We start from the raw sequence: 13,591 nt of genomic DNA on the forward strand, positions 1-13,591 counted from the left end.
CATCAGTGGTCGCCGGCGTGCACAGCCGGCCCCGGCTCGCCGCCGCGAACGTCGCGGTCCAGGTCGAGCGGGTCGGCGGTCTCACCGGTGCGCGCGTCGAGCGGTCCCTGCGCCAGCCTGGTCACCGCGGGGGGTGACGGCGGCGCGAAACCTGCCACAAGACGCAGACCCGTGAGCACGTCGTCGGGTCGCACGGCAGGCGTGACGTGCCGGACGACCATACGCAGTATCGCACATGGGTGATGCGGATCCCCGTCCGGAACCCCACCGGCCGTCAGGGTGACGACGGCCGTGCGGGCGTCGAAGCGGCGCGGGCCCTTCTTGGTCAGCCGCTCGACCTCCACGGTGCCGGCCGCCATGAACAGCGCCACCGCGGCCTCGGCCTCCGCCGGGGAGGCCCCGGGCAGCCTGATCTGCCACACCGAGCACTCCAGCCGGTCGGCCAGGCCGCCGGATCGCGCCTCGACGACGTCGACGACGTCCAGGCCGGGCGGGAGCGACGCGTCCAGCTCGGCGCGCAGTCGCTCGGGCTCGCAGGCGGACACGACACCGATCTCGAGGTACTCGGCCTCGCTGGCCACCCCGGTGGGGGCGGCTCCCGCATAGGAGATCTTGGGATGGGGGGTGAAACCCGCGCTGAACGCGACGGGGATGCCGGCTCTGCGCACCGCTCTCTCGATGGCGCGCGATATGTCGCGGTGGCTGGTGAACCGCAGGCGGCCGCGCTTGGCGTAGCGCACGCGGAGGCGCTGCACCACGGGCGCGGGCGGTGGTCCATCAGGAACGGGGTTCTTCAGCTAAGTCATCCTTCCTCTGTCACCCGCCGGCCGCCGTCGCGGCGGCCGGCGCCGGCCGGTCGCCGGCGCGGAACGTGGCCGCGCCTGTTCTGTCAACGGCCACCGGCGGTGTTTGCTTCCCTCCGGGGCGTCAGACGACCGTGAGCGGGAGGAGCTTACGGCCGGTGGGGCCGATCTGGATCTCGGTCCCCATGGTGGGACAGACGCCGCAGTCGTAGCAGGGAGTCCACCGGCAGTCCTCGACCTCGGCCCCCGAGACGGCGTCCTGCCAGTCCTGCCACAGCCACTCGCGGTCCAGCCCGGCGTCCAGGTGGTCCCAGGGCAGCACCTCGACCTCGTCGCGCTCCCGGACGGTGTACCAGTCGACGTCCACCGGCTCCTCGGCCAGCGCGCGCTCGGCGCAGGACATCCACCGCTCGTAGGAGAAGTGCTCGCTCCAGCCGTCGAACCGGCCGCCGTCCGCCCACACCGCCCGGATGACCTTGCCGACCCGGCGGTCGCCGCGGGACAGCAGGCCCTCGATGATCGACGGTTTGCCGTCGTGGTAGCGGTAGCCGATCGCCCGGCCGAACTCCTTGTCGCCGCGCAGCGCGTCCCGCAGCTTGCGCAGCCGGCCGTCGACCGTCTCGTGGTCGCACTGGGCGGCCCACTGGAACGGGGTGTGCGGCTTGGGCACGAACCCGCCGATGGAGACGGTGCACCTGATGTCGCGGGACCCGGTGATCTCGCGGCCGGCCTTGATGACCTTCTTGGCCAGGTCGGCGATGCCGAGCACGTCCTCGTCGGTCTCGGTGGGCAGGCCGCACATGAAGTACAGCTTCACCTGCCGCCAGCCCTGGGAGTAGGCGGCGGTGACGGTCCGGATGAGGTCCTCCTCGGTGACCATCTTGTTGATCACCTTGCGCATGCGCTCCGACCCGCCCTCGGGAGCGAACGTCAGCCCCGAGCGGCGGCCGTTGCGGGAGAACTCGTTGGCCAGATCGATGTTGAACGCGTCCACCCGGGTGGACGGCAGCGACAGGCTGGTGTTGGTGCCCTCGTAGCGGTCGGCCAGCCCCTTGGCCACCTCGGCGATCTCCGAGTGGTCGGCGCTGGACAGGGAGAGCAGGCCGACCTCGTTGAAGCCGGACTCCTTGACGCCGACCTCCACCATGTCGCCGATCGTGGTGATCGACCGCTCCCGCACCGGACGGGTGATCATCCCGGCCTGGCAGAACCGGCACCCGCGGGTGCAGCCGCGGAAGATCTCGACGCTGAACCGCTCGTGCACGGTCTCGGCCAGCGGCACCAGCGGCTTCTTCGGATAGGGCCACTCGTCCAGGTCCATGACGGTGTGCTTCTGCACCCGCCACGGCACGCCCGGCCGGTTCGGCGCCACCCGGCGGATCCGGCCGTCGGGGTGGTATTCGACGTCGTAGAACTTCGGGACGTACACCCCGCCGGTCGAGGCCAGGCGCATCAGCAGCTCGTCGCGCCCGCCCGGCCGTCCCTCGGCCTTCCACTCGCGGACGACCTCGGAGATCGCGATGGCGATCTGCTCGCCGTCGCCCAGCACCGCGGCGTCCAGGAACTCGGCGACCGGCTCGGGGTTGAACGCCGCGTGCCCGCCGGCCAGCACGATCGGGTCGTCCTCGCCGCGCTCGGCCGCCGCCAGCGGGATGCCGGCCAGATCGAGGGCGGTGAGCAGATTGGTGTAGCCGAGTTCGGTGGCGAACGAGACGCCCAGCACGTCGAACGCCCGCACCGGCCGGTGCGCGTCGACGGTGAACTGCGGCACGCCGTGCTCGCGCATCAACGCCTCGAGATCCGGCCAGACCGCGTAGGTGCGCTCGGCCAGCGTGCCGGGCAGCTCGTTGAGGATCTCGTAAAGGATCTGCACGCCCTGGTTGGGCAGGCCCACCTCGTAGGCGTCCGGATACATCAGCGCCCAGCGGACCGCGGCCTCGTCCCAGTCCCTGACGGTCGAATTGAGCTCACCCCCCACGTACTGGATGGGCTTCTGCACCTTCGGCAGCAGCGCTTCCAGGCGAGGGAACAGCGACTCGACAGACATGTGAACAAGGGTAGTTCCTGCCCGCGAGGGCTCGCGCCAGCCGGCCGGCCGCCGCCCGGCCCGCCGGGCCGGTCAGAACGACCGGGTGCGGACGTGCAAGGCCTGCAGCACGCCGATCGCGATCATGTTGGCGAACGTGGCGGTGCCGCCGTAGGAGACGAACGGCAGCGGCACCCCGGTGATCGGCATGATGCCGATCGTCATGCCGATGTTGATGAAGACCTGGAAGGCGAACCAGCAGATGACGCCGCCGGCGACCAGCGCGCCGAACCGGTCCTCGCACTGCCGGGCGATCCGCAGCCCGCGCAGCAGCACCACGCCGAGCAGCGCCACCACGGTGATCGCGCCGAGGAATCCGAACTCCTCCCCCGCCACGGTGAAGATGAAGTCGGTGTGCTGCTCGGGCACGAACCGGCCGGTGGTCTGCCCGCCGTGGAACAACCCCTTGCCGAAGATCTCGCCCGAGCCGATGGCGATCAGTGACTGGGTGCTGTTGTACCCGGCGCCGCGGGGATCGTTGGCCGGGTCGAGGAAGGCGGTGAACCGGGCCACCTGGTAGGGCTTGAGCAGGCCCAGCAGCCACACCGCCGCGGCCCCGGCCAGGGCCAGCACGCCAAGTCCGGCCACGTAGCGCTTGCGCAGTCCAGCGAAGATCATGGCGGCGGCGGTGATCACGGCCAGCACCATGGTGGTGCCGAAGTCCGGCTGCAGCATGACCAGGCCCATCGCGATACCCGCCGCCGCCAGCCCCAGGACCAGGTCCAGCGGCCGGGGCCGGTCGGTGCCCGGCACCGGCTCGGCCAGCAGCGTGCCGAGCATGAGGATCAGCGCCGGCTTGGCCAGCTCGGACGGCTGCACGGCGAACCCGCCGCCGAGCAGGATCCACGAGTGCGATCCGTTGATCGTCGACCCGAGCGGGGTGATCACCGCGAGCAGGCCGAGCAGCGAGACCCCGTACACCACCGGCGCGTAGGCACGCAGCGTCCGCGGGCCGGCCAGCGCGGTCACCCCGCACAGCACCCAGCCGATCACCAGGTTGAGGACGTGCTTCTTGACCATGCCCGCCGGCGCGCCCGGCGTCCAGGTGCGGGTGGAGGACCACACCAGCAGGGTGCCGACCACCGACAGGGCCAGCACGGCCACCAGCATGACACCGTCGGCGCGCCACACCATCGAACGCGTGCCGACGGCCCGCCGGACCATCGACCGGCGGCGCGGGCCGACCGCCTGGCTCACCGGACCACCGTCCCGTCCCTGCGGATCTTCGGCAGCCGCTCGACCGGCCGGCCGCCCGGCAGCGCGGCGGTGCCCTTGATCCCGTAGATGCCCTCGTAGATCTCGCGGGCGGCCGGCGCGGCCGCCATGGCGCCCTGGCCGCCCTGCGAGATCGTCACCACGACCACGAAGCGGGGGTCGCCGGCCGGGGCGAACGAGGCGAACCACGAGGTGTCCTCCTTGCCGTACACCTCCGCGGTACCGGTCTTGCCGCCGATCTTGACCACGTTCATCGGGAAGCCACCGAACGCGCCGGCCGCGGTGCCGTCCGAGGTCACCTCGCTGAGCGCGGCCCGGATGTAGTCGCGGGTCTCCCGGTCGACCGGCAACCGTCCCACCACCGGCGCCTTGATCTCCTGAACCCGGGTGCCGTCCGGGCTGACCAGGGCCTTGGCGATCCGCGGGCTGCGCAGCCTGCCGTCGCCGACCAGCGCCGCGTAGGCGACGGCGAGCTGCAGCGGCGTCACCAGCACATCACCCTGCCCGATGGACAGGTTGGCCGCCTCGGCGGCCTTCCACTCGAATCCCTCCACGCAGTTCTCGTGGGCCAGCCGCTTGAGGTAGCTCGCACGCCCCGGATTCGTCTTCTCCACCTCCGGGTAGCCGGTCCGGGCGCGGTGGCAGGCCAGGTCCTTGGTCGCCGCCCACATCTCCTTCTTCCAGCCCCGGCCCGGGACCCGGCCGGGCACCTCGCCGGGCAGGTCGATGCCGGTCCGGCGGCCGAAACCGAACGCCCGGGCGGTGGCCGTCATCGGCTCCTTGGGATGCCGGACCGGGGTCAGCCCGCCGTCCCGCCGCCACATCTCGTACGCCGCCCGGTAGAAGACCGTGTCGCACGACTTCACCAGCGCCGTGTGCAGGTCGATGACGCCCATGCCGATGCCGTGGAAGTTGTGGAAGACGCCGCCCGCGACGTCGTAGGCGCCCGGGCAGTCGTACTTGCCGCGCAGCGGGTAGCCGTCGCGGATCATCGCCGACACCGAGGAGATCTTGAAGGTCGACCCCGGGGCGTACTGCCCGTGGGTGGCGCGGGAGACCAGCGGCAGGCCGGCCTTCTCCGACAGCAGCCGCCGGTAGTCCTTCTCGGCGATCCCGCCCGCCCAGATCGCCGGGTCGTAGGTGGGCATGCTGCCGAGCGCGATCACCCCGCCGGTCTTCACGTCCAGCACCACGGCGGCGGCGCCGTCGGCCTTCGGCGCGTTCTTCATCGCGTGGGCGAGCGCCTGGTCCACCACCCGCTGCACCCCCGCGTCCATGTTGGTGATCAGGATGGCGCCCGGTTCGGAGGCGGTCTGGCGCTCCACGCCGAGCACCTTGCCCATCCGGTCCACCTGGACCCGGCGCAGCCCCGGCGCCCCCCGCAGCGCCTCGTCGTAGACGTACTCCAGCCCGTCCCGGCCGACCAGGTCGACCCCGGAGAAGTTCGCCTTGAGCGTCGACCTCTTCTTCAGCTCCTCCTCGGTCACCGGCTGCAGGTAGCCCAGCGTCTGGGCCGCGCCGGAGCCCAGGGGATAGTCGCGGACGGCCTGCACCTCGGCCAGCACGCCGGGGAAATCCTCCTGCCGCTCCAGGATCTGCAGCGCCTGGCGCGGGGTGACCCGGTCGTCGATGGGGATCGGCGAGTACAGCGACCCCGGCCAGCAGGGCCGGGTGACGCGGGGCCCGCACGGGCGGATGCGCTGGCGCAGCTCCCTGGCCGGCCGGCCGAGCACCGCGGCCAGCCGGCCGAGCACCCGGGCCCCGCCGTCGCGCATCCGCTCCAACTCGGCCCGGTCGACCGAGACCACCAGCGCCGTGCGGTTGCGCACCAGCGGCCGGCCCGCGGCGTCCAGGATCGGGCCGCGGACCGCCGGGACGATCACGTCCCGGGTACGGGTCTCGGTGGCCGCCACCGCGAACTCCGGGCCGCGCACCACCTGCACCTGCCACAGGCGCACGCCGAGCGCCGCCACCAGGCTCAGCACCACGAACTGCAGGACCACCAGCCTGGCCCTGACCCGGTTCACACCCGCCTCCGGGCCGGATAGGAACCGGTGGGCACGGCCGCGCGACGGGGGCGTTCACCGGAGAACCGGGACACCGCCCAGAAGGCCAGCGCCGCGACCACCAGGTTGTACATCACCAGCGAGGGCCACACCCGCAGCAGCGCCCCCCAGCCGGCCCGGGGATCGCCGATCAGCCCGCCCACCCCGGCCGCCAGCAGCGGGGCGGCCAGCACCGCGAGGATCACCGTCAGCGCCGACGAGCCGGGCGCCCGCTCCGCGGCCCGGCCGACCAGGAAGCCCACCACGCAGAACACCAGGGCGTACTGGCCCATCACGTGCGCGGCGGGCGGCAGCACGTCGGTGACCAGGCCCACCACGAAACCGGTGACACCGCCGGGCACCGCCCCCCGCGCCAGCGCGAACATCACGACCCCCATGAGGATCAGGTCCGGACCGCCCCCGCCCGGTAGCGGGAGACGGTTCACGATGGTGACCTGCACGATCATGATCAAGGCCCCGAGCAGTACCGCCGCCATCGCTCGGATCACGCCCTCAAGTCCTCTCGCTCATGCCTCGCCGCCGTCCCTAGTCCCCCACCTGGCCCTCCGATCGGCCGCGCTCGGAGCGATCCGGTCCCGGTGGAGTGGGGGTGCCCGCCGGGGCAGGAGTGCCGTCGGGGGTGCCCGCCCGGGCGCTGGGCGCCGCGGACGGCGCCACTGGGGCCGGGCGAGGCGCCGGAGCCGGCGGCTTCGGCGCCGGGGCGGGCGGCCGGGCCGGCCGGGGCGGCAGCATCGCGTCCCGGGGATCCCGGCGCGGCGCGGCGACCACCACGCCCACCACGTCCAGCGCGGTGAAGTCGACGAACGGCCGCGCGTAGGCCACCCGGGTCAGCTCGCCGGGAGTGGCCTCCACCCGTTCGATGGTGCCGACCGGCACCCCGGCCACGTACGGCCGGCCCTCCTGGGAGCCGAAGCTGACGATGCGCCGCCCCGCTGCCAGCGAGGCCGCCGAGTCCAGCACCCGGAACCGGATCAGCCGCCCTTCGGCCTCGGGACCGAGCCCGTTCACCACGCCGACCTCGTTGTTCCCCTCCAACCGCGCCCCCGCCGCGGAGGCCGGGTCGGTGAGCAGGACCACCGCGGACGTCATGGGGCCGGCGCGCACGACCCGGCCGACCAGGCCATCACCGTTCAGCACCGTCATCTCCGCCCGGACGCCGTCCGCGGAGCCAGCGTCGATCTCCACCGCGTCCTCGAACCCCGGCACGCCGCGCCGGGCGATGACCTGGGCCGCGACCACCCGGTACCCGCCGAGGCCGGACAGCCCGAGCATGCTCGACAGCTCCGCCGACCGGTGCCGGTCCAGCGTCGCGACGGCCAGGTCCCGGCGCAGCCGCGCGTTCTCCGCGCGCAGCCCGTCGATCCGCCGGCCCGCCTCCGGCGCACCACCGATCATGCGGGCGAAGTCGGCGACCGGACGGACCAGCTCGGTGCCGGCCCGCTCCGCGACGCCGAACAGGGACCCCGCGGCGCCGCGCACCGGGTCGAACAAGGAGTCATGATGCCGCCGGTGGTCGATGGTGATCAGCACCAGGGACACGACCAGCAGCACCCCGAGGACGAACCGCGCGCGGCGGGTATCCCTCATCGGTATCGGCCCCCCGGCCCCATCAATGTCTCGGCTCGGGGACCAGCACCTGCTGCAGGGCCTCGAACTCCTCCACGCACTTGCCCGACCCCAGGGCCACCGAGTCGAGGGGGTTGTCCACCAGGTGGATGGGCATGCCGGTCTCCTCGCGCAGCCGGTCGTCCATGCCCTTGAGCAGGGCACCGCCCCCGGTCAGCGCCACTCCGCGGTCCATCAGGTCACCCGACAGTTCGGGAGGACACTTGTCCAGGGTGGACTTCACCGCGTCCACGATGCACTTGAGCGGCTCCTCGGTGGCCTTGCGGATCTCGTCGGCGGACACCACGATCGTCTTGGGCAGGCCGGTGACCAGGTCGCGCCCCCGGATCTCGGCGTGGCAGTCGTCGTCGGAGGGGCCGGCGGACCCGATCGCGATCTTGATCTCTTCGGCGGTGCGCTCCCCCAGCATCAGGGAGTACTCCTTCTTGGCGAACGCGATGATGGCCTGGTCCAGCTCGTCACCGCCCACCCGGATGGACTGGCTCGTCACGATGCCGCCCATCGAGATGATCGCCACCTCGGTCGTGCCGCCCCCGATGTCGACGACCATGTTCCCGGTCGGCTCGTGCACCGGCAGCCGGGCCCCGATCGCCGCCGCCATCGGCTCTTCGATGATGTAGACGCGGCGGGCCCCCGCCTGGTAGCCGGCCTCCTTCACCGCCCGTTGCTCCACGCCGGTGATGCCGCTCGGCACGGCCACGATGATGCGGGGCTTGGCGAAGTGGCGGCGCTTGTGCACCCGCTGGATGAAATAGCGCAGCATGCGCTCGGTGACGTCGAAGTCGGCGATGACGCCGTCCTTCAGCGGGCGGATGGCCACGATGTTGCCCGGCGTCCGGCCGATCATGCGCTTCGCCTCGATGCCCACCGCCACGATCTTGCCGGTGGACGTGTTGATCGCCACCACCGATGGCTCGTTGAGCACGATGCCGCGTCCTCGCACGTAGACCAGCGTGTTGGCCGTGCCGAGGTCGACGGCCATGTCACGGCCGAGGAAAGCCAGCTTGCTACCCATGGGGAAGGAGACCTTCCTTCAGGTCGTCGCGAGTGATTACGTTTCGCATTCGCATCGTAACGTGACGTACCCACGCGCGAGGGCAACGAGCCGTCCAGCTGGGAAAAAACTTGTCGCTCCGTCGCCGGAACGCACGAAGGCCCCGGCGGCGCACACCGGGGCCTTCGCCCGCTCAGCCGGGGCGGCGCGACCGCGGACCGGTCGCGCGGAGTCTCAGAAGCGGTCGGGGAAGAACAGCTTCACCTCGCGGGCCGCCGACTCCGGCGAGTCGGAGCCGTGCACGATGTTCTCGCCGATCTCCAGGGCGTGGTCGCCGCGGATGGTGCCCGGCGCCGACTTCACCGGGTCGGTGGCGCCGGCCAGCGCGCGGAACGCCTCGACGGCCCGCGGGCCCTCCAGGACCATGGCGACCAGCGGGCCACCGGTGATGAACTCGACGAGCTCGCCGAAGAACGGCTTTTCCGCGTGCTCCCCGTAGTGGGCCTTGGCGGTCTCGGCGTCGAGCGTGCGGAGGTCCATGGCCACGATCTTCAGGCCCTTGCGCTCCACGCGCGCGACCACGTCACCGATGAGGCCACGGCGGACACCGTCGGGCTTGATCAGGACAAGCGTGCGCTCGGACACAGTATCTCCTTCATTGTGATCGTCGGCCGCCGCACGGGACAGGCTCGACAAGAGGGGAAGCGTGTGCGCAGCTTACCGGCTCGCCACACCCCGCCCCTCCGCGCTCGGCCGCCCGGCCCGGGGCCGGCCGCCGTCCACCGGTACCGGGCCCTGGTCACCCGCCCGGGTCCGGTTCCACCGGGCGTCCGGCTCGCCGGTCACCCGGCCCGCCGGAGCCGCCCGGCCGCGGTTCGGTGACGGCCGGCCGCTGCGCCGCCTCCGGCGCGGCCGTCCCGCCGACCGGCACGGCAGGCCACGGCTCGGTGGCCGGTGCGGCGTCGCACGGCATGGGCGCGGTGTCACCGATGGCGGAGCCGGCGACCCGGACGTCCGGCCGTCCCGCCCGGACACCCGCCGCCGGAGCGGACTCCGCGGGTGCGATGGGCCCGGCGGGCGGCGCCAGGCCCGCGAGCGCGCTCACCCCCTCGCGTCCGGCCGCCAGCGCGCTGAGGACCAGCACGGCGACCACCGTGAAGCCGGCCGCCAACGCCCAGACGTGCAGGGCCCCGACGAAGCCGTCCAGCATGGCCTGCGAGGTCACTGCGCCCGATCTGCCGGCCGCGCGCAACCATCGCACCTGGATGCCGGCACCGACCAGGATCCCGGCCAGCATCGCGGGCAAGCACAACGACAGCCCGAACATCGCCGTTCGCTCTGGCACGGAGCGCATCGCCACGGTGACCGCCACCGCGGCGCCGCCGGCCAGCAGAACGAGCGGCGCGAGCAGCGGCCCACCGGACGCCGCCGGGACGACCAGCCGGACCGCACATAGCCCGAGCACCATGGCCACCAGCCCGCCGCCGAGCAATCGGGGCCACCGCGCCCGGCCGGCCCGGGCGGCCGTCAGGGCGAGCACCGAGGCCACGCCCATGGCGACGGCGAACCCTCTCCACATCGCGGACAGCCCCGGACCACCGAGACCGGCGAGCTCCACGTAGGTCAACTGGGCCGCGGCGGGCAGGACGGCCAAGCCCACGGCGGGCAGGGTCACGACCGGCAGCAGGCCGGCGCCGTGCCAGGGCCGGGCAGCCCATATCGTGCCGACCAGCACCGCCACCGCGAGCACTGCCGCACCGGTGATCACCTCGGCCTGCTGGCTGAAGACGGCACCGACGGCGAGGGCTGCGAGCCCGGCGGACGGTGCCAGCGCGAGCCCCGGCCGCCCGTCCGCCCATCGCCAGGACCGGCCGCGCGCACCGGCCCGCCGCCCGGACCTCGCGGACCACATGGCGGGCGCCGCCTCGTCGGCCGGATCCGCGCCGGCCTCGCGCCCCGCCGCACTCCCCGGCGGCGTCCCGGCCGGATCGCCGTCCAGCCGGGAGAGCACCAGGAACACCGCGGCGAGCGCGAGGGCCAACCCGGTGGGCAGCGGGTAGGGCTGCAACGCCACTCGCCAGGACGTCACCCCGTTCAGCGGCCACAGGGCCAGCGCCTGGGCGGCCAGCAGGCTCACCGCCAGCGATGCCGCCCACACCGCCACCAGCGCGCCGCCGCCCGTGCCACGGCTCCGCCGGCAGATGGCCAGCGTGGCGGGCAGCACCAGGCCCGCACCCAGGCCGTGCAGCCCCCGCACCAGGCCGACCGACCAGATGGACGCGGCGACCCCGCCGGCGACATCGGCCGCCGCCAGCAAAGCCAGACCGGCCATCAGCAGCGACGCGGGCGAGACCCGGCGCAGCACCATCGCGGCCGGCGGTACGGCGCCCAGCATCACCGGCAGGGCCAGCCCGTGCGCGCGCAAGATGCCGTCACCGACCAGCTCGGGCGGCAGCAGTCCGGCGACGATGGACATGGTGTTGGGAATGGTGACGATCGCCAGTGGCAGCCCGAGGACGGCCAGCGTCCCGGCGAGGATGTCGCGCAGCAAGAACCGCGGGCGGGACCGGCCGGGAACCGGCAGATCCGCCGCGTGAAGTGGGGGGACGGCCATACCGGCCGACTTTAGCGTTAGGTCACGCCCTCGACACGTCGAGCGACGAATATAGCTGTGACCCACAGCGCCGCGAAGATCACACCGAGGAAGAACATCATCGGCACGAGGAACCCGGTCGCGACGGCGAGCACCTGAACCACGCTGCCGGCGATGTAGGCGGAGGGCCGTTTGAGGAGGCCGGCGACCACCACGCAGGCCACCGCCAGGCCCAGGCCTACCGGCACGGCGACGCCGGGCGCGACCCCGTTGACGACGATGGCCACCGGGGTGACCAGCCCGAGCACGATGGCCTCCATGCCCAGCACGCTCGCCCCCAGACGCCGCATGCCCGGCGTCACGCTGAACATCACCCCGCCGGCCCTCTCCGCACTCCTGCTCGATGCACTGGCCGCTCCAGTGCCCTGCCCCTCCGCGTCACGCCCGTCCGCGTCAGGCCCGTTTGTGTCCGACCCGTCCGCGTCAGGCACCGTCACCGCGGACCCGCCGCCCGGAGCAGCACGCGGGCATCGCCGACGGTGACCACCGAACCGGTGATCAGCACGCCGGCCCCGCTGTACTCGCCGGTGTCCTCGGCCAGCCCGACCGCCATGTCGATGGCGTCGTCGATCCGCGCCGCCTGGTGCACCCGTTCGGTGCCGAAGACGTCCTCGGCGAGCGCCGCCAGTTCCTCGGCGTCCATGGAACGCGGCGACGAGTTCCGGGTCACCACGATCTCCGCCAGGATCGGCTCGAGAAGCTCGAGAACGCCGGCCACGTCCTTGTCCGCCATCATCGCCACGACGCCGATGAGCCGGCTGAACTGGAATGACTCCTCCATCGCCATGACGACCGACTGCATCGCGCCGGGATTGTGCGCGGCGTCGACCACCACGGTCGGCCCGCGGCGGACAACCTCTAGCCGCCCCGGCGAGGTGATCTGAGCGAACGCCTGCCCGACCAGCTCGGCCCCCAGCGGCTCGTCACCGCCGGTCATCGCCTCCACGGCAGCCAGCGCGCAGGCCGCGTTGCCGGCCTGGTGCTCGCCGTAGAGCGGCAGGAAGACGTCCTCGTAGACGCCCTTCAGGCCCTGCAGGCGCAGGACCTGCCCGCCCATCGCCACCTCGCGGTGCGCGACGCCGAACTCCAGCCCTTCCCGGGCCACGGTGGCCCCGGTCTCGGCCGCGCGCCGCATCAGCACCTCCGCCGCGGCCAGCGGCTGCTGGGCCAGCACCACCGTACCGCCGGGCTTGATGATGCCGGCCTTCTCGCGGGCGATCGACTCGATGTCCGGGCCCAGGTAATCGACATGATCGAGCGAGATCGGGGTGACCACGGCGACCGTGCCGTCCGCCACGTTGGTGGCGTCCCAGGTGCCGCCCATCCCGACCTCGACCACCGCGACGTCCACCGGAGCGTCGGCGAAGGCGGCGAACGCCATCGCGGTCAGCACCTCGAAGAAGGACAGCCGCCCCTGCTGCTGGTCGACCAGGTCGAGGTAGGGACGCACATCTTCGTAAACCTGGACGAACCGCTCCTCACTCAGCGGCTCCCCGTCGACGCTGATGCGCTCCCGGATGGACGTGAGGTGCGGACTGGTGAACCGGCCCACGCGCAGGTTGCGTTCCCGTAGCAGGGCGTCGATCATCCGAGCGGTGCTCGACTTACCGTTGGTGCCGGTGATGTGCACCACCGAGTACGCCTGCTGCGGCCGGCCGAGCAGGTCCATCACCAGGTTGATGCGGTCCAGCGTCGGGTCGATGTCCCACTCCACGCCGCGCTGGAAGATCGCCTTTTCAACCGTCTGGTAGTCCACACCAGAAGCCTACTTACCATCGCCGGCCCTCATGCCACGGCCCGCACCGGTCCGGCCGGCCCACCTCGGCGCCGCCCCGGGCCACACACCGGTCAGGCCACCCGCCAGACCATCGACCACTCGGATCCGCCGTCGCGAAGCGCCGACCGGCCGGCATCCGCCTCGGACAGCGTCCGGGCATTCCGCGCCATCGCCGGGCCCGCGACGAAGCGCCTCCCCCGGCGCCAGGGCCACCGGACCCGCTGAGGGCCCTCCCCGCCGGGATGGCCGCATCGGCGTAGCACGGCGCCCCTCGCATCCGCGATGACGCCTCGTGGTCGACCCCCGCCAGAATGCGCTATAACGCAGAAAAGCCATCCACATGGTGGATGGCTTTTCTGCGTTATTAAAAA

At 72.7% G+C, this 13,591-nt stretch carries 11 protein-coding genes; all 11 read right to left on the reverse strand.

All coding sequences use genetic code 11. The annotated features are described in order from the left end of the window. Positions 1 to 2: 2 nt before the first annotated feature. The 11 genes from Sru01_RS30245 to Sru01_RS30295 all read right to left on the reverse strand — a co-directional run bounded on the left by Sru01_RS30245 (position 3) and on the right by Sru01_RS30295 (position 13,199). Positions 3 to 758 carry a TIGR03936 family radical SAM-associated protein gene (locus tag Sru01_RS30245; RefSeq protein ID WP_239137859.1) on the reverse strand — a complete coding sequence of 252 codons (756 nt, stop codon included), beginning with the start codon at positions 756 to 758 and terminating at the stop codon, positions 3 to 5. 169 nt (positions 759 to 927) lie between these two features. Then, positions 928 to 2,850, reverse strand: a complete 1,923-nt coding sequence (locus Sru01_RS30250; protein WP_203992794.1) for a TIGR03960 family B12-binding radical SAM protein — start codon at positions 2,848 to 2,850, stop codon at positions 928 to 930. 72 nt (positions 2,851 to 2,922) lie between these two features. Further along, a complete protein-coding gene (rodA, locus tag Sru01_RS30255; RefSeq protein WP_239137860.1) occupies positions 2,923 to 4,086 on the reverse strand; it encodes a rod shape-determining protein RodA in 1,164 nt (387 codons plus the stop codon). Continuing rightward, a complete protein-coding gene (gene mrdA, locus Sru01_RS30260; protein WP_203992797.1) occupies positions 4,083 to 6,131 on the reverse strand; it encodes a penicillin-binding protein 2 in 2,049 nt (682 codons plus the stop codon). The genes rodA and mrdA overlap by 4 nt, the downstream gene beginning before the upstream one ends. Beyond that, positions 6,128 to 6,658, reverse strand: coding sequence for a rod shape-determining protein MreD (gene mreD, locus Sru01_RS30265; protein WP_239137861.1), 531 nt, complete (start codon positions 6,656 to 6,658; stop codon positions 6,128 to 6,130). Before mreD ends, mrdA begins: the two co-directional genes overlap by 4 nt. Before the next feature lie 37 nt (positions 6,659 to 6,695). Beyond that, positions 6,696 to 7,757: a rod shape-determining protein MreC gene (gene mreC, locus Sru01_RS30270; protein WP_203992801.1), complete on the reverse strand. Its 1,062-nt coding sequence runs from the start codon at positions 7,755 to 7,757 to the stop codon at positions 6,696 to 6,698. Between the two features lie 22 nt (positions 7,758 to 7,779). Next, positions 7,780 to 8,811: a rod shape-determining protein gene (locus Sru01_RS30275; protein ID WP_203992804.1), complete on the reverse strand. Its 1,032-nt coding sequence runs from the start codon at positions 8,809 to 8,811 to the stop codon at positions 7,780 to 7,782. Positions 8,812 to 9,024: 213 nt separating this feature from the next. Next, positions 9,025 to 9,435 (reverse strand): nucleoside-diphosphate kinase, encoded by a 411-nt coding sequence (gene ndk / locus Sru01_RS30280; RefSeq protein ID WP_203992807.1) that lies wholly within the window; start codon positions 9,433 to 9,435, stop codon positions 9,025 to 9,027. 154 nt (positions 9,436 to 9,589) lie between these two features. After that, positions 9,590 to 11,404: a hypothetical protein gene (locus Sru01_RS30285; protein ID WP_203992810.1), complete on the reverse strand. Its 1,815-nt coding sequence runs from the start codon at positions 11,402 to 11,404 to the stop codon at positions 9,590 to 9,592. 17 nt (positions 11,405 to 11,421) lie between these two features. Further along, positions 11,422 to 11,754, reverse strand: a complete 333-nt coding sequence (locus Sru01_RS30290) for a DUF4233 domain-containing protein (protein WP_203992813.1) — start codon at positions 11,752 to 11,754, stop codon at positions 11,422 to 11,424. A gap of 122 nt (positions 11,755 to 11,876) precedes the next feature. Continuing rightward, positions 11,877 to 13,199, reverse strand: a complete 1,323-nt coding sequence (locus Sru01_RS30295) for a bifunctional folylpolyglutamate synthase/dihydrofolate synthase (RefSeq protein ID WP_203992815.1) — start codon at positions 13,197 to 13,199, stop codon at positions 11,877 to 11,879. Positions 13,200 to 13,591: the final 392 nt, after the last annotated feature.

This window comes from Sphaerisporangium rufum (assembly GCF_016863395.1).
In the GTDB taxonomy this organism is placed as follows: domain Bacteria; phylum Actinomycetota; class Actinomycetes; order Streptosporangiales; family Streptosporangiaceae; genus Sphaerisporangium; species Sphaerisporangium rufum.